The sequence below is a fragment of the Paracidovorax wautersii genome (genome assembly GCF_900113035.1).
GTDB classification, from domain to species: Bacteria; Pseudomonadota; Gammaproteobacteria; order Burkholderiales; family Burkholderiaceae_C; genus Paracidovorax; species Paracidovorax wautersii.
The window spans coordinates 396,984-419,602 of the sequence record NZ_FONX01000002.1 but is presented as its reverse complement, the minus strand read 5'-3'; the positions used below and the strand labels follow the sequence as shown (position 1 = coordinate 419,602).

At 62.0% G+C, this 22,619-nt stretch carries 22 protein-coding genes; 13 read left to right on the top strand and 9 right to left on the bottom strand.

Features of this window, described 5'->3' with window-relative positions:
• Positions 1–51: 51 nt before the first annotated feature.
• Both BM070_RS04455 and BM070_RS04450 read right to left on the bottom strand, forming a co-directional pair.
• The gene (locus BM070_RS04455) at positions 52–1,461 is read right to left on the bottom strand and encodes a Shedu immune nuclease family protein (protein WP_004883043.1); all 1,410 of its coding nucleotides are present in this window, start codon (positions 1,459–1,461) and stop codon (positions 52–54) included.
• A gap of 61 nt (positions 1,462–1,522) precedes the next feature.
• On the bottom strand, positions 1,523–1,714 hold the full coding sequence (locus BM070_RS04450; RefSeq protein WP_004883046.1) for a type II toxin-antitoxin system RelB/DinJ family antitoxin: 192 nt from the start codon (positions 1,712–1,714) through the stop codon (positions 1,523–1,525).
• Between the two features lie 679 nt (positions 1,715–2,393).
• Between BM070_RS04450 and BM070_RS04445 the strand changes: the two genes are divergently transcribed.
• The 4 genes from BM070_RS04445 to BM070_RS24040 all read left to right on the top strand — a co-directional run bounded on the left by BM070_RS04445 (position 2,394) and on the right by BM070_RS24040 (position 6,802).
• Positions 2,394–3,224, top strand: a complete 831-nt coding sequence (locus tag BM070_RS04445; protein WP_004883049.1) for a DUF932 domain-containing protein — start codon at positions 2,394–2,396, stop codon at positions 3,222–3,224.
• 80 nt (positions 3,225–3,304) lie between these two features.
• On the top strand, positions 3,305–5,371 hold the full coding sequence (locus tag BM070_RS04440; protein WP_004883050.1) for a ParB/RepB/Spo0J family partition protein: 2,067 nt from the start codon (positions 3,305–3,307) through the stop codon (positions 5,369–5,371).
• A gap of 810 nt (positions 5,372–6,181) precedes the next feature.
• Positions 6,182–6,496, top strand: coding sequence for a DUF736 domain-containing protein (locus BM070_RS04430; RefSeq protein ID WP_004883051.1), 315 nt, complete (start codon positions 6,182–6,184; stop codon positions 6,494–6,496).
• A gap of 87 nt (positions 6,497–6,583) precedes the next feature.
• Complete coding sequence (locus tag BM070_RS24040) at positions 6,584–6,802, top strand: hypothetical protein (RefSeq protein WP_103790875.1); 219 nt, start codon at positions 6,584–6,586, stop codon at positions 6,800–6,802.
• On the opposite strand, the gene BM070_RS04425 is transcribed toward BM070_RS24040, so the two are convergent.
• A complete protein-coding gene (locus BM070_RS04425; RefSeq protein WP_064717570.1) occupies positions 6,799–7,092 on the bottom strand; it encodes a helix-turn-helix domain-containing protein in 294 nt (97 codons plus the stop codon). The genes BM070_RS24040 and BM070_RS04425 overlap by 4 nt on opposite strands.
• A 319-nt stretch (positions 7,093–7,411) precedes the next feature.
• Between BM070_RS04425 and BM070_RS25360 the strand changes: the two genes are divergently transcribed.
• The 9 genes from BM070_RS25360 to BM070_RS04370 all read left to right on the top strand — a co-directional run bounded on the left by BM070_RS25360 (position 7,412) and on the right by BM070_RS04370 (position 14,872).
• Positions 7,412–7,762 (top strand): DUF2958 domain-containing protein, encoded by a 351-nt coding sequence (locus BM070_RS25360; protein ID WP_028699139.1) that lies wholly within the window; start codon positions 7,412–7,414, stop codon positions 7,760–7,762.
• 343 nt (positions 7,763–8,105) lie between these two features.
• Positions 8,106–8,873: a DUF2285 domain-containing protein gene (locus BM070_RS04415; protein WP_004883055.1), complete on the top strand. Its 768-nt coding sequence runs from the start codon at positions 8,106–8,108 to the stop codon at positions 8,871–8,873.
• Between the two features lie 112 nt (positions 8,874–8,985).
• A complete protein-coding gene (locus BM070_RS04410) occupies positions 8,986–9,270 on the top strand; it encodes a helix-turn-helix transcriptional regulator (protein ID WP_004883058.1) in 285 nt (94 codons plus the stop codon).
• A gap of 26 nt (positions 9,271–9,296) precedes the next feature.
• On the top strand, positions 9,297–10,139 hold the full coding sequence (locus BM070_RS04405) for a replication initiator protein A (RefSeq protein ID WP_004883059.1): 843 nt from the start codon (positions 9,297–9,299) through the stop codon (positions 10,137–10,139).
• Between the two features lie 265 nt (positions 10,140–10,404).
• A complete protein-coding gene (parA, locus tag BM070_RS04395; protein ID WP_004883061.1) occupies positions 10,405–11,043 on the top strand; it encodes a ParA family partition ATPase in 639 nt (212 codons plus the stop codon).
• A complete protein-coding gene (locus BM070_RS04390) occupies positions 11,040–11,315 on the top strand; it encodes a hypothetical protein (RefSeq protein WP_004883063.1) in 276 nt (91 codons plus the stop codon). The genes parA and BM070_RS04390 overlap by 4 nt, the downstream gene beginning before the upstream one ends.
• Positions 11,312–11,857 (top strand): DUF2840 domain-containing protein, encoded by a 546-nt coding sequence (locus BM070_RS04385; RefSeq protein ID WP_004883064.1) that lies wholly within the window; start codon positions 11,312–11,314, stop codon positions 11,855–11,857. Before BM070_RS04390 ends, BM070_RS04385 begins: the two co-directional genes overlap by 4 nt.
• On the top strand, positions 11,854–12,453 hold the full coding sequence (locus tag BM070_RS04380; RefSeq protein ID WP_004883067.1) for a S26 family signal peptidase: 600 nt from the start codon (positions 11,854–11,856) through the stop codon (positions 12,451–12,453). Before BM070_RS04385 ends, BM070_RS04380 begins: the two co-directional genes overlap by 4 nt.
• Before the next feature lie 436 nt (positions 12,454–12,889).
• Complete coding sequence (locus tag BM070_RS04370) at positions 12,890–14,872, top strand: relaxase/mobilization nuclease domain-containing protein (RefSeq protein ID WP_004883068.1); 1,983 nt, start codon at positions 12,890–12,892, stop codon at positions 14,870–14,872.
• Here BM070_RS04370 and BM070_RS04365 read toward each other — a convergent pair.
• The 6 genes from BM070_RS04365 to BM070_RS04340 all read right to left on the bottom strand — a co-directional run bounded on the left by BM070_RS04365 (position 14,865) and on the right by BM070_RS04340 (position 22,571).
• A complete protein-coding gene (locus tag BM070_RS04365; protein ID WP_197069153.1) occupies positions 14,865–16,358 on the bottom strand; it encodes a patatin-like phospholipase family protein in 1,494 nt (497 codons plus the stop codon). The two genes, BM070_RS04370 and BM070_RS04365, sit on opposite strands and share 8 nt — an antisense overlap.
• A gap of 116 nt (positions 16,359–16,474) precedes the next feature.
• On the bottom strand, positions 16,475–17,092 hold the full coding sequence (locus tag BM070_RS04360) for a DUF3313 family protein (protein ID WP_004883071.1): 618 nt from the start codon (positions 17,090–17,092) through the stop codon (positions 16,475–16,477).
• 12 nt (positions 17,093–17,104) lie between these two features.
• The gene (locus BM070_RS04355; RefSeq protein ID WP_004883073.1) at positions 17,105–17,440 is read right to left on the bottom strand and encodes a DMT family transporter; all 336 of its coding nucleotides are present in this window, start codon (positions 17,438–17,440) and stop codon (positions 17,105–17,107) included.
• A 190-nt stretch (positions 17,441–17,630) separates the two neighbouring features.
• Positions 17,631–20,747 carry an efflux RND transporter permease subunit gene (locus BM070_RS04350; protein ID WP_004883075.1) on the bottom strand — a complete coding sequence of 1,039 codons (3,117 nt, stop codon included), beginning with the start codon at positions 20,745–20,747 and terminating at the stop codon, positions 17,631–17,633.
• Positions 20,748–20,769: 22 nt separating this feature from the next.
• Positions 20,770–21,936: an efflux RND transporter periplasmic adaptor subunit gene (locus BM070_RS04345; protein ID WP_023123862.1), complete on the bottom strand. Its 1,167-nt coding sequence runs from the start codon at positions 21,934–21,936 to the stop codon at positions 20,770–20,772.
• Positions 21,936–22,571, bottom strand: a complete 636-nt coding sequence (locus BM070_RS04340) for a TetR/AcrR family transcriptional regulator (RefSeq protein WP_092937915.1) — start codon at positions 22,569–22,571, stop codon at positions 21,936–21,938. The genes BM070_RS04345 and BM070_RS04340 overlap by 1 nt, the downstream gene beginning before the upstream one ends.
• Positions 22,572–22,619: the final 48 nt, after the last annotated feature.

Here is a 22,619-nt window from a genome sequence, read left to right as displayed (position 1 = left end):
AACACTGCAGCCATTGATCCCAACTACGGAATGGCCAACTGTCAGTTGGTTTTAGAACGGCACCGTGTCTAAGGTAGGAATCGGTTGGAGCGCATTTTTAATCTCGGTTAGCCTTGCAAGTAGTTCATCGAAAGTCACGATCACGATCTCTGCGAACGCATTTCGAACGAGCTCGAATGACTTTCTTTGCTGATGCTCTTGTGGCGTCATGCCAGCGACAACTATGCAGCGAACCGCATAGCTGTGGAGGTCGTATCGGTTCATGTTATTTTTTATGACGGGTAGTTCACTCTGCAATTTGAAACGCTGATCTAGAATTTGAGCAATCGCTCCACCCAATTCTGTCGATGGGCCAAAAACATCATCTCCACGATAGGGAGATTTTCCTAGCAGTTCGGTTTGCGGCTTTTTTATCTCAATGAGGCCAAGATTGCCCGTGGAAGCGGATGCGTATAGAAAATCTGAAAATTTTCCGCCGGACCCGTTAAGTCGCTTGCCACCTGCATAAGCTTGCCCCTGAACCAGCATGGCTGGAACGGCAAATGCAAGACTAAGTATGAAAGGATTTTCCAGAAAGAAGCTTTGCCACTTGCTTTCCGTCAGTCCTTTTCCAAGCATTTCCTGGTATCGCTCAATCAGTTGATTCAGTGTGATGAGCTCAATATCATTCTTTAATGCCAGCAGCGAGCGCGGCTCAGATTCCGCCAGTGCTTCTATATTGTCTTGAACCATGCGAACAGCGGCGCGCCGATCACGCTTGGAAAGCGTCACATGCTGCCGCCCACCATCGGTCATTTCCGTTAGTGCATCAGGTCTTACGCTCTTCTTTAGAGCGGGAAATTGTGCTGAATCGGCAGCATGTAATAAGGTCTGGTAGACATGAAATTGCTTGTCCTTGCGCGCGTCTCTCTGGTGGCGAGAGGCTATGCGATTTAATTCTTTTCTTAATTCATGAAATCTTCTTATTCCGAGAATAAAGAATGGCGAATCAATTTTCGCGTCATTTCCTTTGTGGACAATGAGTATGCTTACGTTTTCTAAGCTGGCGGCTGTTTCGCAAATTTGCCGATATTCCCACAGAAGCCCCAAACCGAATCGAAAATCTTTGGCAAACCCATCCGGCAACTGCTCAAGAAGCCCAACGACATCGTCAGTAGTCTCTGGCAGTATGTAGGGCTCGATAACAGGCCGAGCGACGACGATGCGTTCAAGGGTGCCGTATTTAGGTTGCAGGTAATCGTCGCGATCTTCTCGAATATTAAGAGGCCAAATGGTCAATCTGTCTGGACACACATTGAGCAGTCTCGCTATTGGCGAATCCGGCTTGCGCTCCGCTGCGGGAATATCAGTGAAGAAAACGTTAATGCCTTCCTCTTCCGGTTCGGCTGCTTCAATGACAAGGAAGGGGCCGCCGTCCAAACGCTCACGTTGATTGAATGCTGAAGGTCTGATAGATGCCATGAACTATTCTTGATCCCTACTGTTCAGAGAAACGATTTGCGGGCCTTGCCTCAGCGCAACCTTATGGTGCCTTCCGATCAGAATCGGACGACACACGATTGATGTCAAAGGGGAGTGCCTTATCTGCCGCGATTCGGGTCAGCAGCATCCGAATCGCATCCGAAATTGATAACCCCATTTCAGCCAGAACAACAGTTGCGGCTTCTTTAATCTGCCCGTCAATCCGGGCACGAACGACGTCGTTACTTGCCATTGTTGCGCTCACAATAGATGTAGCTACATTGTGGCTCATAAGTACTATTGCGTCACTTACATTTTGTTGTGAACAGTAGAGCATCCCGGCGTGCCGCCGTCGGGCTCGCGGGCGTTGCCCCGCGCCTCGTGCCGAGTCGCGGCCATGCGGCTTTGATCCCTGATGCCTCCGGCCGTCTCTTCGCTCCTGGCCTGCGCGCGGCGCTTGCCCTCCAGGGGATCGGCTGGACAGCCCATCCCCGCCGCGCCTTGCTTGGCGCCCCTCGCATGCACCGAACAGGTTGCACCTGATCGACCAACAGCCATCCAGCTAGGCGTGCCGCTGGCACGCAGGGGCGCTCGCCGCGCGGCGTTGGTTTCAGCGCACCCCCTGGCCCATTGGCCGCTGTTCGTCTTTCCCCAAGTTCATCGCTTTTTCCCGCGACCGTAGCCCGCGGTGCCTGGCCGTCAAGGCGCGCAGGGCCGAGTCCTCGCTGCGCTGCGGGCCGCACCAACCCTGCGCTTCTCCCTTGACGGCCAGTCCCTCGCTGGCCCGGTTTTTCGCGGGCGATGAACTCAGGAAAGACGGCGGCAAACAGGACCGGCCCAGGTCTCTGCGCCGAACCAACCGAAGCCACAACGGGCTCCGAATCTTGGAATCCGGTCAGCTTTGAAACCACAGCAACTCATTGGAGAAAACCATGCAACTCGCATCTCGATTCGCTTCCCATTCCCCGACGCTGCGCAGTGACTACCCGCTGTCCGACGACCAAATCCGCCGCGTAGCCCCGTCCATCTTCGCGGAGGCCCCGCACGATAGCCGCTCCGAACGGTACGCCTACATTCCCACCGCCGCCGTGCTGGCGGAACTGCGCAAGGAAGGGTTTGAACCCTTCATGGCAGCGCAAACCCGCGTGCGGCACGACGACCGCCGCGACTACACCAAACACATGATTCGCCTGCGCCATGCCAGTCAGATCAACGGCGCGGAAGCCAATGAAATCGTGCTGCTGAACTCGCACGACGGCACCAGCAGCTATCAGATGCTGGCCGGAATGTTCCGGTTCGTTTGCAGCAATGGCCTTGTGTGCGGCGATACCGTGGCCGATGTGCGCGTGCCGCACAAGGGCGACGTGGCCGGTTCTGTCATCGAAGGCGCTTTCGAGGTGTTGAGCGGCTTCGAACGCGTGAAGGAATCCCGCGACCTGATGCGCGCTATCACGCTGGACGAAGGCGAAGCCGAAGTGTTCGCCCGTTCCGCGCTGGCCCTCAAGTACGACCCCACCGATAACAAGCCCGCGCCCATCACGGAAAGCCAAATCCTGATGCCGCGCCGGTTCGACGACCGCCGCCCGGACTTGTGGAGCGTGTTCAACCGCACCCAAGAAAACCTGACCAAAGGCGGATTGCATGGCCGCAGCGCCAACGGACGCCGCCAGCAGACCCGCCCCGTGCAGGGCATTGATTCCGATGTGCGCCTCAATCGCGCCCTCTGGATGTTGGCCGATGGCCTGCGCCAGTTGAAGGCCTGATTCCCCACGCGGCAGGGGCAGGCAGCAGCCCTTGCCGCTTTCTTCGCTGCTGCATCCCTGAACCGATAGGAGTTATCACCATGAACGCCATTACCCAAACCGAAGCCCGCGCCCTCAACACCGCCGCCGCTATCCCGCTGGAAGCCGCCGACCCGACCAAGAACCTGATTTTGGTTCCGCTGTCGCGGCTGGTGTCGCGTCCTGCTGGCCGCAACGTGCGCAAGACCCCGCGCATGTCCATTCCCGAACTCGCCGCGAGCATTCAGCGTGTCGGCCTGCTGCAAAACCTCATCGTCATTGCCGCCGCCGATGGCGAGCATTACGAAGTCGTGGCCGGTGGCCGCAGGCTGGCCGCGTTGAAGCTGCTGGCGAAGAAGCGCCGCATCAGCAAGGAATGGGAAGTGCCTTGCCTGTTGGTGGCCGATGGCACCGCCCGCACGGCCAGCCTCACCGAGAACGTGCAGCGCGAAGCCATGCACCCCGCCGACCAGTTCGAGGCATTCGCCGCGCTGGTGGCCGAAGGCCGACCCATCGAGGACATAGCCGCCGATTTCAGCGTCACGCCGCTGGTGGTGCAGCGCCGCTTGAAGCTGGCGAACGTCTCGCCCCGGCTGCTGGCCGACTACCGCGCCGAAGCCGTGACGCTCGATCAGTTGATGGCCCTTGCCATCACCGACGACCACGCCGCGCAGGAAACCGCGTTCTACGACGCGCCGACGTGGCAGCGCAACCCTTCCCAATTGCGCGACCGCCTCACCGAGCGCGAGATTGACGCATACCGGCATCCGCTGGTGCGTTTCGTGGGGCTGGATACCTACGGAGCCGCAGGCGGTGGTGTGCGCCGTGACCTGTTCGCGGAAGGTGACGCGGGCGTGTATCTGACCGATGCCGCGCTGCTGGAACGGCTGGCGCAAGACAAGCTGGCAGGTATCGCCGCCGAGGTGAAGGACGAAGGCTGGGCGTGGGTGGATGCCACCCCCGCCGTGACCCATGCCGACCTGCACGCCTTCCAGCGTGCGCCGAGGGAGCGCCGCGAACCGAACAAGCGCGAAGCGCAGCGCATCGAGAAGCTGCAAACCAAGATGCACGAACTGGCCGCCGCCGTGGATGACGCGCTTGATACCGAAGACGAGGAAAAGGCCGATGCCTTGCAGGAAGAAGGCGAAGCCGTGGGCGAGCAGTTGCAGGCGCTGGAAGATGGCTTGCAGGACTACGGCACGACCGTGAAGGCCGCAGCCGGTGCCATCGTCACCATCGACCGCAACGGGCAGGCAGTGATTCATCGCGGGTTGATGCGCGAGGCCGAGGCCAAGGCGCTGCGCACACTGGAACGCCTGCGCCAAGGTTTCGGCAGCGAAAGCGAAGCCGGGAACGACGACGAAGGCGAGGACGACGAGCAGCCCAAGACCGCCGCCATGTCCGACAAGCTGGCGCAGCGGTTGAGCGCCCACCGCACCGCCGCGCTGCAAATCGAAGTCGCCCGGCATCCGCAAGTGGCGCTGGCCGCGCTGGTGCATGGCATGGTGCAGACCGTCTTGCAGGGCAGCCACTACGGCCACGACTTGCCGCTGGGCGTGAGCCTGAAAGCGCAAGACCGGCTGGAAGGCATCGCCCCGGATATACCGGATTCGCCCGCCGCCGTGGCGCTGCGCGAGTTGCAGCAGGTAGCAGGCGAAGGCTTGCCGGAGGACAGCGCCGAACTGTTCGCCGTGCTGCTAGCGAAGTCGCAAGATGAACTGGTGCGGCTGCTGGCGATATCCGTGGCCGTCACGGTGGACGTGGTGACACCCCGCGCCACGCCGCAGCAACCGGGCGCGGAACTGGCGCAGGCTGTCGGCTTGGACATGGCCGCATGGTGGAAGCCCACCAATGAGGGTTATTTCCGGCATGTGCCGAAGGCCGCGATTCTGGAAGCCGTGGAGCAGTACGCCCCGGCGCACGTCACCCGGCTGGCGAAGTTGAAGAAGGCCGACATTGCCAGCGAAGCCGAGCGGCTGGCCGATGGCACCGGCTGGATGCCTGCCATCTTCAAGGCCGAAGGCACCGACGACACCACGGCGCAGGATGCGCCGCAGGCGGTGACGAACGACGAGCCGGAAGCCATCGACAACGACGACGAGCAGCAGGCCCACGCACTCGCCGCCTGACCTTCACCACCACCGAGCGCCCCGGTTTCGGCCGGGGCGCTTCGCTGTTCCATCAGCATCGGCCCCAGGCCGTTCCGCCCTGGTGCCGATGGTCAAAAATCCGGGCGCGGCGGTGGCCGCGCCCGGTTTCCAAGCCCAAAGCCAGAACGCCCCTTCGCCGCCTTCGGGCGGACGGCGAAGGGGCGGCGCACAAGTGACCTTGTGCGCGGGAAACCCTCGAAGCCCATAAGTGCGTCGGCGCACAGCGCCGACGACATTCCGAACGCGCCCCACCGCAATGGACGGGCGTGTGGGGCTACGCCCCGGCTTGCTGCCGCAGGTTGCACGAAAGCGTGCCGTCCTCGACGCTGGCGGTTCGTCGCCTGTACGTCACGAAGGACGGTTCACCGACACGCCGCCCGGCCTTGCAATGGAGCTTCCACGCCACGCCTCACGCAAAGGGCCGCAAGCAGCAGTAGGGACGCTTTCACCTTGTCGCTGGGCATTGTCCTTGCCCGTGTCAGGGCGCAGGCCGGTGAAGCCGTCGCGCGGGGATGCCGAGTCGGCCATGCCTCCATTCGGGAGCGGGCGGCCAGTACGTCCTTGTGTTGTTGTGAATCCTGGCGGTGGCTGGGCTTCATGGCCGCAACCTTCCAGCGAAAACAATTCCCCCTGCGCTGCGCGCATTCCTCGCGGGACAAATTCTTTTCGCTTCCAGGTTCTCCACGGTGTTGCGACCGCTGCGCGGTGCGGCCAGCCCATCCCCCGCCGGACGGATCACAACAAGGACGCACTGGCGCGACCTTGTTCAACCCGAAAGGAGAAATCATCATGGCTAACATCGGCACCTTCACCGCAGAGAAAGACGGCTTCACCGGCCAGCTCCGCACCCTGACCCTCAACTTCAAGGTCAAGCTGGTTCCCAACGACAAGGGCGAGAACGAAAGCGCCCCGGACTTCCGCCTGCAAGCGGCCGGCCACGACTTCGGCGCGGCGTGGAAGAAAACCAGCGAGGCCGGGCGGGATTACCTGTCGGTGGCCATCGACGATCCTTCATTCCCGGCGACGGTCTATGCCCGCCTGATCGAAGGCGAGAATGACACGCACGACCTCATCTGGTCGCGCAGCAAGCCCAAGGCGGCCTGACGGCCGCCCACCGCGCCCCGCCCATTGCGGCGGGGCGCGGTGCTGCTGATCGCAGCATCGCACGCACAGGGTTTCGGCAGTTGCCCCATGTCCCGCATGTCCAAGGCCAGCATTGCATTGGTGATGGTCGAATGGCTCGAAGCCCGTGGCAGTAGGAACAGCATGGCGTGTCGGCGCATTGCGCCGCCGGGCTTTCGGGCTGCGCCCCATGCCGCCAATGGCGTCATGTCCATTCGGCTTCAATCCCTCACGCCTTCGCGCCTGGCGGCGCTGCGCGCTCCGCTTGCGGGCATTCAGACGCGCTAGGGCGCGTCGCGCTCTTTCAGCACGGCCTCGAACTCCTGGCGCACCCGCGCCAGCAGTTCGTCGGCCTTGTGCGTGTCGTCGCCGGCGTAGGCCAGCGTCAACAGCGTCAGCGGATGCACTTCCATGACCTCGCACAGCTCGGTCAGCTTGTGCAGGGTCGGACTTTTCAAGTCGCGCTCCAGCGTACTCATATAGGTGCGGCTGGACACGTCGGAGAACGCTTCCTGGCTCAAGCCTCGCGCCTTCCTGACTGTCCGTATTGCCGTTGCCAATGAGTGTTTCGCTGTCACTAACTTGGTTTCCCCATAAAAACCAAGATGACAGCCCATTGCGCCCTATAGGGCTACAATCTATAGTGTTCATTCATGGCTGAAAGGCCCGCTTTCGTGCTTTTACGGAAATCCGCAGATGCGGATTCCGACAGAACCGGGGAATCGCATCCGTGTCTTTCCGGCTTCCGACAATTCCGCTTCGGCGCTTCTGTTCTTCTACGGATGCGATGGCTTGCACATCGGTGCTTCCACACGAATGCACGGATGCGTTTCGGCAGTTCTGCGCTTCGGCACCAAAGCGCATTCGCGCATCGTCGGTTTCGTGGAGAAGCTGCCCATGACCCTGCCGCTTGTCACCGCTGATGAACGCGCCCGGCTGCTGGCCCACGGCGCGGCGCTCGCCGCTGGTCAGCGGCTCGACCCGCTGCCCGTGGTGCGCTTGTTCACCCCGGACGCGCATGTGACCTGGCTGCTGGTGTCGCTCGACCCGGCGGATGGCGACACGGCCTACGGCCTGATCGACCTCGGTATCGGTATGCCTGAGCTCGGGATGGTCAAGCTGTCCGACCTGGCGGGCATCGTCGGGCCGCGCAAGCTGCCGGTGCGGCGGGATCGGTATTTCCAGGCGGTGCGCCCGTTATCGGAGTACGTCCGGCTGGCGCAGGAGAACGGCGCGATCACGGACTGATGAAAACCAGCGCGGCCTAGCCAGCCGGGGCGCATCGTGACTATTTCAATCTTGATCAAGACCGTGCAGGTCTGAATCCGCATTCTTGCACCGAAGTGGTGCGATCCTGTTGAAAACAGTCCTGATCTTGGGCGCGGGCTGCGGCACGGTGTTCGGTGCTGCGCGTCATTTTCCTGAAGGCGTAGCCGTCGCATTCAGACGATTTCCGCAACACGCAGAGCCAAATGGTCTTGACACCGACAGTTACAGCCTAACCAATTTTGATGACGACCTGATGGCATTTCGATAGTTCCCGCATCGCGGAAATCGTGGCGACGCATCCCAAACAGAGGGAGGTTTCGCCATGACTGATCGCAGCGCCGAACACTGGTATCCGACAGCGGCCTATCTCTACGTTCTGCACCTTGACGGCCCTGCGCTGGCGTGGGAATACCTGCGCCGAAATCCCGACTACCGCCGCGACTGGCTGCGCCGCCGCCGCCGGCCGGACACGGCGCAGGCGTGGGGCCTGCGCCTGCTGGAAGACCCAGCCCTGGATGCGCGCGACGCGCATCCGGCCTGGTTTCCCGATCACGATGCCGTCGTGCAGGTTTACCCGGACGATGACCCGCCACCCGAAGCCCATGCCTTCGAGTTCTGGCGCGTCCCTGGCCGCAAGCAACTGATCCACGACGGCAAGCGCCTGGTGCTGGTGTCGCATTGGCCCGGCTGCTGCCTGCGGCTCGCGCTCGCGCCGGGCCTGGAAGACGGCATGGCCTACCTCTACGCCACCCGCGCCTGCGCCACGCCCTGCGCGCGCTATCGCACGCTCGCGTCCGAGCTGGACGCATTGGCCGTGGCCACGGTTGCCACGCCTGCGGCGGCGGCCCGTTCCAGGCCCACGACGGCCGCGGTGCTGGAACTGCACACCTTGCAGACGCTCGACGCGACCCTGGCGGGCGCGTCATTGCGCGAAGTGGCCGAAGGGCTGTTCGGCGCCGATGCCGTCGCCGCCGACTGGCACAAGGACAGCGCCTTACGTGCCCGCGTGCGGCGGCTGGTACGTCGTGGCGATGCGCTGATGCGTGGCGGCTATCGCCGCCTGGCACAGCTTCCGCCGCCGTTGCAGTAGGGGGGGACGTTTCGCGTCCCCCGTAGATCGTCCCTTAGCAAGCAGCCTCGCTTTCTTGAAAGTGCCTCTAACCGGCCGCGTGGTGTGGCCGGGCTTGATGGAGGTACATCCCATGCGACCCGCTCCCTTGCGGCCTGCCGCCGCTGCTGTCGCTGCGCCTGCGCAGCCCCAACGCTACCTGACCAACGACGAAGCCGCCGAGTACCTGCGCCTGTCGCCACGCACGCTGGAGAAACAGCGCGTGATCGGCGGCGGCCCGAAGTTCCGCAAGTTCGGCCGCCGCGTCATGTACGCGGTGTCCGACCTCGATGCCTGGGCCGACCAGCGCAGCTACGAGGCGACTTCCGACCCGGAATATGCCGAACGCCACGCGGGCGATTACCGTGATGGCCGCTGATCGCTGGCGCGTGGGTGGCCGTCGCCATGTCCAGCCCGCCAGGGCAAGCCTTGCAGCGCGAACAGCTCGACCTGTTCCGCGCGCTGCCGGGCGACATGGCACCCCGCGACAGCCAGGACTTGATGGCCTTTCCGTTCTTCTCGCTGGCGAAGTCGCGGCGTACCGCGCCGATCGACTTCCGCGCCGGCGGCATCACCATCCGCGTGGAGGGTACGCAGGAGCACGGCATCGCAACGATATGGGATGCCGACCTGCTGATTTGGGCCGCCTCGCAGATCGTGGAGGCGCGCGACGCGGGCTTGCGCCCGTCGCGCTGGATACGCGCCACTCCCTACGAGATCCTGCGCTTCATCGGGCGCGGCACGTCTCTCAACGACTACCTGCGCCTGAAAGCCGCGCTCGACCGGCTGCAATCGACCACGGTGGCCACGTCCATCCGCGAAACCACGGGAAGGCGATTGCATCGCTTCTCGTGGATCAACGAGTGGAAGGAACTGGCCGATGCCAGCGGCGTGCCGCTGGGCATCGAACTGATCCTGCCGGACTGGTTCTATGCGGGCGTGCTCGATGCCGCCTTGGTGCTGACCATCGACCCAGCCTATTTCCGCTTGAAGGGCGGGATCGAGCGCTGGCTGTACCGCCTGGTGCGCAAGCACGGCGGCAAGCAGCCGGGCGGCTGGCAATTCGACTTCCGGCACCTGCACCGCAAGTCGGGCAGCGCTGCGCGCTTCTCCGACTTCGCTTACGACCTGCGCGTCCTGGTGGCGCGGCAGTCGCTGCCCGGCTACGTCCTGGGCATCGAGCGAATGCCGGACGACGGACAAGAACTGCTGACCTTCCGGCCCGTGCTGCACACGGCACGGGGATAACTCGTGGAAAAGGTGTGGACGGCCTCGTGCTATCAGGAGTACCGGGTATCGTGCTATCGGGAGTACGCCTATCGTGCTATCAGGAGTACGAAAACGCCGGAAAGCCAATAACGGCGCGGGTTTGCGGCCCCTCTAACTTCCCTAACAAGAAATACATAACTTTTAGTAGAAGCGCGCCGTTTCGGTGGACAACCGAGAAACGGCACGGCGAACAGCGTTTTGCACGGCAGGTAAAGCCCGGCTTTCCAGCAGGGAGGGCCGCGCCATGATCCTCGCTCTGCTCAACCAGAAAGGCGGTGTCGGCAAGACCACGCTCGCCACGCACATCGCGGGCGAACTGGCGATGCGCGGCCAGCATGTCGTCCTGCTCGATGCCGACCCGCAGGGTTCATCCCTGGACTGGACGCAGCGCAGAAGCCAGCAAGGCTTGCCACGGCTGTTCAGCGCCGTGGGCCTCGCACGCGAAACGCTGCATCAGGAAGCGCCAGAACTCGCCAGGCGGGCCGATCACGTCATCATCGACGGGCCGCCGCGCATCGCCGCCTTGGCGCGCTCCGCGCTGCTGGCGGCCGAGCGCGTGCTGATCCCGGTGCAGCCCAGCCCCTACGACCTCTGGGCCAGCTCGGAAATGGTTTCGCTGATCCGCGAGGCGCAGGTGTTCCGGCCGCTGCTCCGCGCGGCCTTCGTCATCAACCGGCGCGTCAGCACCACCATCATCGGGCGCGAGGCGCGGCAATCGCTCGCCGAACAGCCGCTGCCCGCGCTGCGCTCGGAGGTGCATCAGCGCATCGTCTTCGCCGACAGCGTGGCCGCTGGCCGGCTCGCACGCGAGACAGCGCCCGACAGTGCCGCCGCCCGCGAAATCACCGCCCTGGTGGACGAACTGCTGCGGTGGCCGACATGACAGCGCAGCAGCCACCCAACAGCAAACGCACGGGCAAGCGCGTCGGCATCGGCGCACGTCCGCCCGCGAATCCGCACGCCGAGGCGTGGATTCGTCAGGGCGATGCCGACGCGCTGGGCAAAGGCGACCTCTACACGGCCCGCCTCACGCTCGACATCACGCCCGCCATGCGGGCGCGCATCAAGGTGTCGGCCTTCACGCAAGGCGTGACCGTGGCCGACCTGCTGCGCGGCCTGCTGGAGCGGGAGTTTCCGCCGGAGAACACACCATGAACGCATTCGCTTGGCCTGCCGCGAACGCGGCACCGGCTGCGCCGCTGCCTGCGCTTTCGGCACTCGCCGGACAGGCCGGCAATGTGCCGCTGACGCGCGTTTCGCTGGCCTACCTCGAACATCGCTTCAAGCTCTACCTGCGCTTCGGCGAACCGGCGCGCACGCTTCAGCTCGACCGCTGGCGGCGCTGCGCGGTGTTCCTGCCGGGCGCGATGCTCTGCCGCATCCGCTGGCAGGCCAACGACTACGGCACGATCCGCTGGCAACTCATGGTGATGCAGGCTTGCACACCGCTGGACGCGGCGCAGCGCATCCCCGGTGTTCAGCCGGGCGCGCGCTTGCTCCTACACACCGAAGGCGATGCCAACGTGCGCGCCGTGCTGGAGCGCATCGACGGCATCGAGGCGCTGGGCATCGCTGCCATCGACGTGTCGCCGGCGTACTGGCGCACGCTGGGCAACCGTCTTGCGGCTCGCCTTGCGCTGCCCGAATACACCACCGAGCGGCATACCGCCTGGCTGGCCGGGAAGGTGCTGCCATGACCGCCCCGACCACCACACCCAACGCGCCCGACGTGGCGCCGCGTCCTCGCTCACGCCTGCGCGCTCGCATCGTGCTGGCGACACTGGCCGCCATCGGCTTCGCTGCGCTGGCCTGGGCGGCTTTCGTGTCGCCGCTGCCGCGTCTGACCTACAACCCGTCCGACAGCGTGGCGGTCGGCTGGTATCGCATTGACCCGTTCGACCCGCGCACCGCCTCGCTGCCACGTCCGTTGTCCGTGGACAGCATCGTGCTGGTGCCGCTTCCGGCCACGGCTGCCGCGCTCGCTGCGCAGCGCGGCTACCTGCCGACGCGCGTTCCGCTGCTCAAACGTGTGGGCGCGGTCGCGCCGCAACACGTCTGCATCGTCGCCGGTCAGGTACGCATCGACGGCGTGCCTTCGGCCGCCGTACTGCCCGCCGACCGGCTGGGCCGGGCGCTGCCGTCCTTGCAGCTTTGCCGCCGCCTTGAACCGGGCGAACTGCTCCTGTTGAGCGTGACGAATCCAGCATCGTTCGACAGCCGCTATTTCGGCCCGGTCAGCGCATCCGCCGTGATCGGCGTTGCGCATCCGGTGTGGCCGGAGATACGCCCATGATGGCCGCCGATTCGCTGCGCTCTGACGTGCCATCGGGCATGTCGTTCTGCTGGCTGCTTCAGTGTCGCTGCGCCTGTCGTGCCGGTGCATTCGCACCGCACGTCGCGCAGCATCCGGCGCAGCCGTCCAACGTTCAGGCGTCTTGCCTCGAACGCGCCCGGCCTGCGGCCATTGGCGCTTTCGCCGGCGCGCTGTCTGTTCACGCAGCAGCGCCGCCGGGCCGCCGTTGCCTGGAGCGACAGCGAAGGGCAAAGGCGGAAGGCAAGACAAAAGGACGCGGCACCTGGCCGCGTCGAAAGCCAGTCAGCACATGGGGGGAACGCGGCACGGAGCGGCTTCGCCACCGTGCCGCGTTTGGCGCGAGGGTCGCGCCAATGCTGGCATGTCCGCGTGCTTCGCACGACAGGACACGCCCAAGCTTGCGGGGAGCGCAGCCATGACCGACAGCCGCGACGACGACTTTCGCGTGCGCCCCAGCGCCCCGAAGAACCGGGGCAAGGGCCAGGGGCAGAGCTTCGTTTCCAAGGTGCTCAAGCAGGCCGGCAAAGCCAGCAGCGGCAAGTCGGCAGTACGCCGTCCTGGCGCGGCTGGCACCGGCCAGCGGCCCGGCTCTCGGCTCGGACGTGGCCACACGGCGGCGCGCTTCGCCGGGGCGAAGCTAATGCCCATGTCGCGGCGCGTGACCATCAAGACCTTGCTGGTCAATCACCAGCGGGCCAGCCCGCAATCGCTCGCCAAGCACCTGCGCTACATCGAGCGCGACGGCGCGGGTCGCGATGGCGAACCGGGCCGGGGCTACGGGCCACAGGCCGACGAAGCCGATCTGGACGCCTTCAAGGAACGCTGCGCCGACGACCGGCACCATTTCCGCTTCATCGTCTCGCCCGAGGACGGGGCCGAGCTGGACGACCTGCGCACCTACACCCGGCATCTGGTGAGCCGCATGGAAGCCGACCTGGGCACGCGGCTGGATTGGGTGGCGGTGGATCACTGGAACACCGACAACCCGCACACCCACCTGATCGTGCGCGGGCGCGACGACACCGGCAAAGACCTCATCATCGCGGGTGACTACATCGCCCACGGCTTCCGCCATCGCGCCGCCGAGCTGGCGACCGAGTGGCTGGGGCCGCGCACCGAACTGGAGATTCAGCAGACCTTGAGGCGCGAGGTGGAACAGGAGCGGTGGACGAGCCTGGATCGCACCTTGCAGCGCGAGACCGGCGAGGATGGCCGGGTGCATGTCGAACGGCTCAACGAGCCGAGGTTGCAACGCCAGCGCCTGCTGCTGATCGGCCGCCTGCAACGCTTGCAGCGCCTGGGCCTAGCCGACGAGGTGCAGCCCGGCACCTGGGCCATTCATGCCGATGCCGAGAAGACCTTGCGTGCCCTGGGTGAGCGTGGCGACATCATCCGAACGATGCAGCGGGCCATGAGCGGCCAGCCGCGTGAGCTGGCGGTGTTCGAGCCGGGCGACGATGGTCGCAGCCTCATCGGCCGCGTGGCCGCGAAGGGGCTTGCCGATGAGTTGCACGACCGAGGCTATCTGATCATCGACGGCACGGACGGTAAGGCCCACTACGTTGCACTGAACGCCCGCGACGAACTGGCGAACTATCCCACGGGCGCTGTGGTAGAGGTGAAGGGTTCGACTGAGGTGCGCACGGCCGACAAGAACATCGCCTCGCTGGCGAGCGATGGCCTGTACCGCACCGATCATCACCTGGTAATCGAGCAGGGCCGGGCTACGCCCGGACGCGACCCGCAGGAAGTCGTCGCCGCTCATGTCCGGCGGCTGGAAGCCCTGCGCCGGGCTTGCATCGTGGAGCGCGTGGCCGAAGGGCTATGGAAGGTACCGGACGACCTGGCCGAGCGTGGCCGCCAATACGACGCGCAACGGCTGGGCGATGTAGCCGTAGAGCTGAAATCACACCTTCCTATTGAACGGCAGGCCCGCGTCATCGGCGCGACTTGGCTTGACCAGCAACTGATCGGCGGTGGCCGTGGGCTGGGCAACTTGGGCTTTGGCGGTGATACCAAGCAGGCCATACAGCAGCGAGCCGATTTCCTCGAAGAACAGGGGCTGGCACAGCGCCGCGGGCAGCGCGTCATCCTCGCGCGCAACCTGCTGGGCACGCTACGCAATCGGGAACTAGTGCAGGCCGCGAAAGACATTGCGGCGGAAACCGGCCTAGAGCATCGCCCGGTGGCCGACGGGCAGCGCGTAGCCGGTATCTACCGGCGTTCCATTATGCTCGCCAGCGGGCGCTACGCGATGCTCGATGACGGCATGGGGTTCAGCCTTGTGCCGTGGCGGCCGGTAATTGAGCCGCGACTGGGACAACAGCTTGCCGCAAAGGTTATCGGCGGAAGTGCCTCTTGGGAACTTGGACGAAAGCCCAGTATCGGTATCAGTTAGATATCAAGGGAAGCTGAGTACCAGGCGCAGTCTGCTTGGCTGCTGTGATTCTTCTTAGAGATTCAATCAATGCCATAAACTCCTTGGATTGCCTCAGTGCTTCGCCTCCCGCAGTTTGCAGGTCCAAGACATCCGTAGCCTCGATCGTGAAGGCTGTGGGCACGCGCAGCAGCGAATGCCGGATCTTGTCGTCCGGCACGTCGTTCAGACTTACGCTTACTACGTAGATTTCTGCGTCGGCCGCAAAGGGGCTGTCCGCTTGGCCACGGGTGCGGACAATCTCGGAACGCCAGTGTTGCAGGTCGTCGTTAAGCATGGCCAGCGTCACCTGGGTCTCGCGAGCGCCGGCACCGAAGATCAGCGACTCAAGTACTTGCGTCGTGCTGGGAACTCGGTCGCTACTGTCCACTCTCTCGCTCAGTCCTCGTTCGGAGTTCACCGTCACCAACACGAGTCGGCGCAAGCTTCCGGGCTTGACCTCCGAGAAATTGGCGCTCATTGAGCCCGAAGCTACTAGCCGGTCTAGCATCAGACGTACGCCGAGGTTGTCGGAGACACCACCGTCCACGAGGTGGATATAGGGCCGATCGTGCGCATTGAGGTAGCTGTCTATGCCGCTTTGCAGGATGCGTGATCTGTAATTTTGCCCTCTGACAGGCAAAGATCGGAGAGGCGGCGGACAGGTATTGGCGTTGTTTCGCACCGTTACGGGCGACAGCACCAGCGGTACTGCCGACGAGGCCGCCACCGCGAAAGACAGCGGCGTTGCATCGAGGTCGGAACAGATTAGCCGGAATTGCTCGGTGGTGAAATCGAAAGGGGCACCGGTCGTGAGGTCGGTTGCCGTGATCATCAGTTCGGGCGCGCCCGGTCGTCGGCGCACGTCACCAAAGGTGCGGCCTTCAAAAAGTTCGTCCAAGCGTTGAGCCAGGATCTGGCTGCGCCCAAACCAAGGTGAAGTTAGTCTATAAAGACGCTCAGGCCACAGAGCTTCACGTATGAGTCGCCCCTCAAAAGGCACAAGCAGAAAATCCGGCTCGAAACGAGTCAGCGTGGCATCGCCGAAGGCCGCGAAGTGCGCGGCAAGGATGCTGCCCCCCGACACTCCGCTGACCAGGAACACCTGATCCAACAGAGTGGTCTCCTGGCCCTCTAGCGCGAAGCGTGTGGCCTTGAGTTCGCGCAGCACGCCCAGGCCGAAGGCCGCCGCCCGAGCGCCCCCGCCTGACAGTGTCACCGCTACAACCACCGGTTGGTTGACCTCCGACGGCCTGATGCGTTGGTCGTTCTCGGCGAGAGACATTAAGGCGGCGTCGGAAAGTGTCGGGTTGATCCAAGGACGGTAAGTGGAACACCCTGTCAGAACTACCGTTGCCAGCACACCGGCCAAACTCCATCGTGTGAATTTACACACCTCCAGGCGCTTTACCTCTGCAAGCAGCACCACGCAGCGTTTCGAATAGACAAGAACGAGAAACGCCGGCAATTTTGCGACGAAGCAGAGCCACTCCAGAATGCTGCAGACGTTACAAGAACGGCACCCTACGAATCCCCTTGATGAGGCTCCTCGCGATCCGCGCGAAGTTATGGAATAGCAGCTATTCACGAGCCAGCACTTCTCCAAGCGCTATTGATCCGTTCAAGGCAGGTGGTGATTGCAGACTTTGCATGCCCGAGCAGTGTGTAGGAGCCTTTGAAATCCGCGAGAGCGTTGCCGTGCTCGAAGCAGCTAGCAGCAGCCACCCGACGATCTGTTTGTTCATCTACTGCCTCAAACTCCAAACTAGCTCCCCCAGTTGTCACTGGTCCAACAAGCAACGTCGTTAGGGTGTTGACTGCTCTATTGGGCGTCTCAATGGTCGTAATTGCCACACGCACACGTATGCGGCCTGACGATGCGGGAGCTTCGGACTTAGTTTGGAGATGTCGCAGTTCACTGTTGACGTGATCGAGAAGCTCTCGCACTTGCTCAGCTTCAAGCCCACCTATGCGTCCAGTTGCCGTCACTACCTGAGCATCCTCGACTAATATTTCCCGGTAACGACTGGGTTCAAAGCCTGGCGCCTTGAAGAGCAGAACATTTTCGTACTTCGTTTTTCCCAATACATCGTAATCACCAAGAAACCCTGATCGAGTCATTCCGTTTGAAGCACAGCCAGATAAGGTTGCCGTGAGGCCTGCCAGCAGCACAAAATGGATTAATGAAATAGGGCGTTTCATATATATTTTCATTTATCCCATTTTCAGACAGACGATGCCAGCAACAACCAGCGCAATTCCAACCCAACGTATCAAGGAGGCGGTATCGCCGAACACATACACGCCCACGAAAAACGCGCCCAGCGAACCGATGCCGGTCCAGACCGCATAAGCTGTTCCTATGGGGATCTGTTTAAGAGATAACCATAGGAAAAAGCCGCTGGCTGCCATACAGGCAACTGCAATCGCCGGCCCCACGTAGCGCATCGCTGCATTGGCCGCACCCATCTTGAGGCCTAGTGGCCAACCGATTTCGAACAGGCCGGCAATCAGTAGAACCAACCATGGATTCCATGACAACGGGTTCATATATTTCTCCAAATCTATTCAGTGAAAATTGATTATCAAAGCATCAAAGCATCAAAGAATAGGCAGTAGGCGGTCAATTCGCTCTGCTTCTGATTTCTTCTTAAACTCTCTGATGGCGAGAATCTGTCTCCCCGATCTCTCCGGCCACGAGAGAGATCGGGGGAAGCGTGTGGACAGTTACGCTGAGGGATCAGACCGGTTGCACTGGTTGTTGTACCGCCTCGTGACTCCGTTTGCTGCCCGGCCACTTCATTCCGAACAGCACCTCGTAGAGCAACGGAATCAGGCCAAGCGTCACGAGCGTGCCAAGTGCGAGACCACCGATCATGCCGATGGCCATGCCCTTCCACAGCGGCCCCGCAAACAACATCAGGGGCACGAGACCCGCGATACAGGTCACCTTGGTCATCACGATTGGACGCAGCCGCTGCATCGCAGCTCCCACCAGGGCTTCATGTCGGGCGAGACCTTCCGAGAGGCCGTGTTCAATTTGTTCGAGCAGAAGAACGGCGTTGTTGACGATGATTCCGAACAGCGCAAGCACCCCGAATGTCGCCATGAAGCTGAAAGGAGTGCCTGTTGCCTTCAGTGCAATCACGACCCCAATCAACGTGAAGGGAATCGTTGCGAGAATCACGATCAGCTTGCGGAAGGAGTTGAACTGCCAGATGAATAGCAGCAACATCGCCAGAAGAGCGAACGGCATGTAGTGCGTGAGCGATGCATTCGATTCAGCCGATTCCTCAATTTCTCCACCAAGCTCTATGGCATAGCCTGCAGGTAGTTCAATTGCGGCGATCCGAGGTGCGAGGTGATCCACGATCTCTTGCGCGGTGTATGCGGTGTTCTGCCCCTGAACTGTGACTGTACGAATGAGATTGCGGCGCTGGATCACAGACGGCTCGCTAGCGAGCGTGACATCGGCCACTTGCGCCAGGGAAACCGGCTGGCCACCCGACGCTGGATAGATGGTCGTCGAACCAACGTCCGCAGTGCTGCGCCGATCATTGGACGTCCCGCGCATCACGATTGGCACGCTGGTATCGCCATCTCGGATCACAGAGATCGACTGGCCGATGTAGCGGGTGCCAAGCCAGGCAGCTATGTCGTCGGTGGTGACGCCAGCACGTCGCGCACGATCTTGATCGACCCGAACATCGAGACGGCCGACACGGGTATCCCAGTTGTTCTTGATGTTGGCCGTACCTGGCAGCTCCCGTAGCGCGGACTCAATTTTCGCCGCCGCATTCATCAGCACCTCATGATCCGGCCCACTGACCCGGTAGACGGCTGTGCCGGCTTCGGTAGTGCCTAGCGAGAACCGCTGAGGCTCTGCGCGTACATCTCCATGATGCTGCGCGAAGTAAGCCCGAGTTCGGGCAATCACGACGTCAATGTTGGTGCCTGCCTTGACCGTCACGACAAAGTACGCGATGTTCGATGCTGGCAATGGGGGATTGAGCCCAAGGATGAAGCGCGGCCCACCGTCAGCGACGTAGCCAATGTGATCCGTGATTTCGGGGTTGATTTCTTGATCACCGAGCCAGCCGCTCACTTCCTTCACTTTGGCAAGAGTGAGCCGTGAATCCGTTCCAGGGGCGAGCTGCACCGGTATTTGGAATTGAACTCGGTCGGACTTCGGCAAGAAGTCGTATGGCAGTGTCGTGAATCCGTACAGAGCTACGGCCAATGCACCCGTCATCACACCAACGTAGATCGCCTTGTGGTCAAGCACCCACTCAAGCAACTTGCGATAGCCGCGATAGAAGCGTGTGTTGTAGGTTTGCGCGTCATTCGCCGGTTGATGATGCACTTTGGTGAAGTGGTAGCACAGCAGTGGAGTGACGGTCAGACACAACAGCCAAGATCCGAGTAACGTGAGCGCGAGGACAATGACGAGAGAGCGCAGATACTCACTCGTCGCACTCTGGCCGAAGAAGAACGGGGAGAAGGCGATGACGATAACCAATGAGGACGTCAGCAGCGGCAGTGCGAGGGTACGACCCGCTTCGAGACAAGCCTGTTTGCGGTCTTCACCGGCTGCCAAGCGCCGTTCAATGTCTTCGGCAATCACGATGCCGTTGTCTACCAAGAGCCCCAAAGCGATGATGATGGCTGCCATCGAAACACTTTGCAGCTCGATGTTCAGCGCGCGCATCACGATCAGTGCCCCCAGAATGGTAAGCGGCACGATCATCCCGACGATGAATCCTGTGCGCCATCCCAGGAAAAGGACGACGACGCCGAGCACGATGACAATCGTTTCGATCATCACCTGGTTCATCTTGCCCATTTCACGTTTGACGACGTCTGCCTGGAATGTCACATAGGAGAGCTCGAAACCTGCGGGCAGAAGTTTCTCAAGCTCGGCCACACGGGATTTGAGGGCTACGCCGAATTGCTCCACGTTCTGGCCCGAGGTCATGGACACTGCCATCACTACGGCAGGCTGGCCCTTATAGACTGCAGCAGACTCGGGAGGATCTGCAGGTTGTACCTGCACGCGCGCAAGCTCTCCCAGTGAGATTGAAGGAGCAGGCGAAGCACCGCGCGCACCCTGAGCTTGCGCCATCATGATCGGCAACGCGCGCAGCGAAGCGGCGTCGCGAACCTCTCCACTAACAGCCAGCGAAGCGTTGATGCCACCGATGGCGATTTGCCCGCCTGAAAGCACGACGTTTTGTTTAACGAGTTGATCGATCACCCCTTGTGGGGTCAATCCAAGCTGGGCTAGTTTTGGTCGATCAAATTCGAGATAGACGCGCTCTTCCTGCAAGCCGTAGAAGCTGATGCGATCAACGCCGGGAAGCGCGTATAGGCGATCGCGCATCTCTTTCAACGACACACGCATTTCGCCCATGGAGTAGCCCGGCGCGGTCACCGCAATGGAGGCCACGGCAACACGGCCGAAGTCGTCGTTGACAAATGGCCCCAACGTACCCTGTGGAAGCAGAGGCTGAGCATCGGCAACCTTCGCGCGAACGCGCTGCCATATGGGGGCTAGGTCGGTGTACCGCTCCCAGATCGTGACCTGTATGACGGCCCCGCCCGCGCGAACGGTTGTGGTTACACGCTTGACCTCGGCCAGCTCCCGCAAACGCTCCTCGATCGGACGCGCGATCAACTGCTCAACACGTTCGGCTGGCATGCCAGGGTTCAGAACGGCAACAACCGCATCTCGAATCGTGACCGATGGCTCTTCCTGCGAAGGGAAATTGAGAAACGTGGCAATGCCGGCAACAAGAATGATGACCGCGGCAAGGTAGGTGAGTCTGCTGGCGCGCAGCGCCATTTCTGTGATCTTCATAGCGAAGTCTTCCTGTAGCGGGTCAGCGTCCGGCCAATTGGGTCGTGGCCTTGAGTGGGGTGACTTGTTGCTCGTTCGTCAGCCAACTCGCGCCAGCCGCGACTACCATCTCGCCGCGCTTCAGGCCGCCCACAACGCGAACGTTGTCGCCGCCTGGCTCGCTCTGGAATTGCACTTCCCGGCGGTGCACCTTCTTTCCGGTCACGTCATATACAAACACTGCGGCTTGTCCTGCTTTCTCACTGAGCACCAGTGCCGAATAGGGAAGCATCAGACGATCTGGTGAGGCATCCTTCGCTTCCGGTGCCTTCAGCAATACTTGAACGGCAGACCCGGGTCGAAGACTGCGCGCAAGAGTAGCATCTTGAGGAACGAGCACGACAGGTAAAAGTGAGCCATTTTCAGCACGCAAGCCGATGCGTTGTACCGAAGCACGAACGGGACTTGCTGACTCGCTCAGGCGCAGTTCGGCGACCTGCCCAATTTTGATATTTGCCGCCTGGGTCGTCGATGCAGTCGCAAGGACTTCTACGCCGCTGCGTAGTCCATCCACTTGAAGCACCGGCGCTCCGGCTGCAATATCTGTGAACGGCAGAGCGAGTTTCTCCGCGACGACGCCGTCGAATGGCGCATGAATGGCGGCCCCCCTTCGCGCACGCTCGGCAAGGCCGAATGCGGCCTTTGCATTGCGCACCTGGCCTTCAGCTGCAACCAACTGTGCTTTCACACTCTCGAATGCAGCCGGGGAGATTACGTTGCCCTCAAGCAGCCCCCTTTGCTGCGTTGTCTGCACGATTCTGTCTGCCAATGCGGCTTCCGCAGCAGCGAGTGTCGCCCGAGCCTGTTCTAGGCGGAGTTGCTCGGGCTGAACATCCAACTCAGCCAGAAGCTGTCCGCGAGAGAAGCGATCTCCCACGTCCACATGAAGCTTGCTGATACGCCCGCCAGTCTCGAACCCCAAGGTACTCCGCTCACTGGAGCGAGCTAGACCACTCAATTCAATGCGATTGGCCACAGAACCTACATCCCCCACCGTGAGCAGCTTGACCGCTCGCGGTGGATCGGAAGCAGGCTCCTTCTGACTACCACAGCCGGCAAGCGATGCGAGCAGAACAAACGCGAGGCCGACTTTCTGCATTTGCCAGGACTGGGATTTAAAGGGAGTGCAAGACACGGGAAGGCCTTTCATCAGCGTTTATCAATAGGGGTGAGTTCCAGTTCGCCGCGGGCGAGCGCCTGGAGGGTGTGCATGAGTCGAGAAAGGTCTTCGGCAGCAAACGTCGGAAAACCCATCATTTCGGCGAGGAAGACTCCGTCCAAGGCAAATAGAACGATTCCGGCGATATCGGTGCCGCGTGGAGATTTGCTCGCGTTCTCGTACTGCCTGCGGTACCAGCCGCGCACAGGCTCAAGCAGCGTGGGGTCTTCAGCCACGGCCGCCAGCAATGCAGCGCTCATCTTTTGCATCCCGCCGTCAGGCATAGCCGAGACCTGGCTGGATAGCCAAGGGTCTGGATCGCCGACGAATGGCAGCTCTCGCTCTTCCTGCCCGCCATCAAACGCCGAGACCTGGTCATCAATCATCGTGAGGAGCAGATCGCGCTTGGTCTTGAAGTGGTGCAGGAACGCACCTTTGCTCATTCCTGCCCGTGCAACGACCGCGTCAAGCGTTAGGTGCCCGGCACCTCCCTCCATGACTACGTCACGCGCAGCTTGAAGGATGCGCTCCCGTGTTTGTTGCGCTTTCTTAGAGATGGAGGGGGCTTCAGCGCCGTTGTCCGCCGAATGCGACTCCTCTGGGCTTGATTTCATACGAGTTGCCATGGTGAAACTCCAAAGATGCTTGATTTTTGAACCGTCTGGACGGTATAG

What these genes read in the sequence shown, in the direction of transcription:
- BM070_RS04455 (WP_004883043.1), bottom strand. Translation starts at nt 1,461, where the DNA reads ATGGCATCTATCAGACCTTCAGCATTCAATCAACGTGAGCGTTTGGAC.
- BM070_RS04450 (WP_004883046.1), bottom strand. Translation starts at nt 1,714, where the DNA reads ATGGCAAGTAACGACGTCGTTCGTGCCCGGATTGACGGGCAGATTAAA.
- BM070_RS04445 (WP_004883049.1), top strand. Translation starts at nt 2,394, where the DNA reads ATGCAACTCGCATCTCGATTCGCTTCCCATTCCCCGACGCTGCGCAGT.
- BM070_RS04440 (WP_004883050.1), top strand. Translation starts at nt 3,305, where the DNA reads ATGAACGCCATTACCCAAACCGAAGCCCGCGCCCTCAACACCGCCGCC.
- BM070_RS04430 (WP_004883051.1), top strand. Translation starts at nt 6,182, where the DNA reads ATGGCTAACATCGGCACCTTCACCGCAGAGAAAGACGGCTTCACCGGC.
- BM070_RS24040 (WP_103790875.1), top strand. Translation starts at nt 6,584, where the DNA reads ATGTCCCGCATGTCCAAGGCCAGCATTGCATTGGTGATGGTCGAATGG.
- BM070_RS25360 (WP_028699139.1), top strand. Translation starts at nt 7,412, where the DNA reads ATGACCCTGCCGCTTGTCACCGCTGATGAACGCGCCCGGCTGCTGGCC.
- BM070_RS04415 (WP_004883055.1), top strand. Translation starts at nt 8,106, where the DNA reads ATGACTGATCGCAGCGCCGAACACTGGTATCCGACAGCGGCCTATCTC.
- BM070_RS04410 (WP_004883058.1), top strand. Translation starts at nt 8,986, where the DNA reads ATGCGACCCGCTCCCTTGCGGCCTGCCGCCGCTGCTGTCGCTGCGCCT.
- BM070_RS04405 (WP_004883059.1), top strand. Translation starts at nt 9,297, where the DNA reads ATGTCCAGCCCGCCAGGGCAAGCCTTGCAGCGCGAACAGCTCGACCTG.
- parA (WP_004883061.1), top strand. Translation starts at nt 10,405, where the DNA reads ATGATCCTCGCTCTGCTCAACCAGAAAGGCGGTGTCGGCAAGACCACG.
- BM070_RS04390 (WP_004883063.1), top strand. Translation starts at nt 11,040, where the DNA reads ATGACAGCGCAGCAGCCACCCAACAGCAAACGCACGGGCAAGCGCGTC.
- BM070_RS04385 (WP_004883064.1), top strand. Translation starts at nt 11,312, where the DNA reads ATGAACGCATTCGCTTGGCCTGCCGCGAACGCGGCACCGGCTGCGCCG.
- BM070_RS04380 (WP_004883067.1), top strand. Translation starts at nt 11,854, where the DNA reads ATGACCGCCCCGACCACCACACCCAACGCGCCCGACGTGGCGCCGCGT.
- BM070_RS04370 (WP_004883068.1), top strand. Translation starts at nt 12,890, where the DNA reads ATGACCGACAGCCGCGACGACGACTTTCGCGTGCGCCCCAGCGCCCCG.
- BM070_RS04360 (WP_004883071.1), bottom strand. Translation starts at nt 17,092, where the DNA reads ATGAAACGCCCTATTTCATTAATCCATTTTGTGCTGCTGGCAGGCCTC.
- BM070_RS04355 (WP_004883073.1), bottom strand. Translation starts at nt 17,440, where the DNA reads ATGAACCCGTTGTCATGGAATCCATGGTTGGTTCTACTGATTGCCGGC.
- BM070_RS04350 (WP_004883075.1), bottom strand. Translation starts at nt 20,747, where the DNA reads ATGAAGATCACAGAAATGGCGCTGCGCGCCAGCAGACTCACCTACCTT.
- BM070_RS04345 (WP_023123862.1), bottom strand. Translation starts at nt 21,936, where the DNA reads ATGAAAGGCCTTCCCGTGTCTTGCACTCCCTTTAAATCCCAGTCCTGG.
- BM070_RS04340 (WP_092937915.1), bottom strand. Translation starts at nt 22,571, where the DNA reads ATGGCAACTCGTATGAAATCAAGCCCAGAGGAGTCGCATTCGGCGGAC.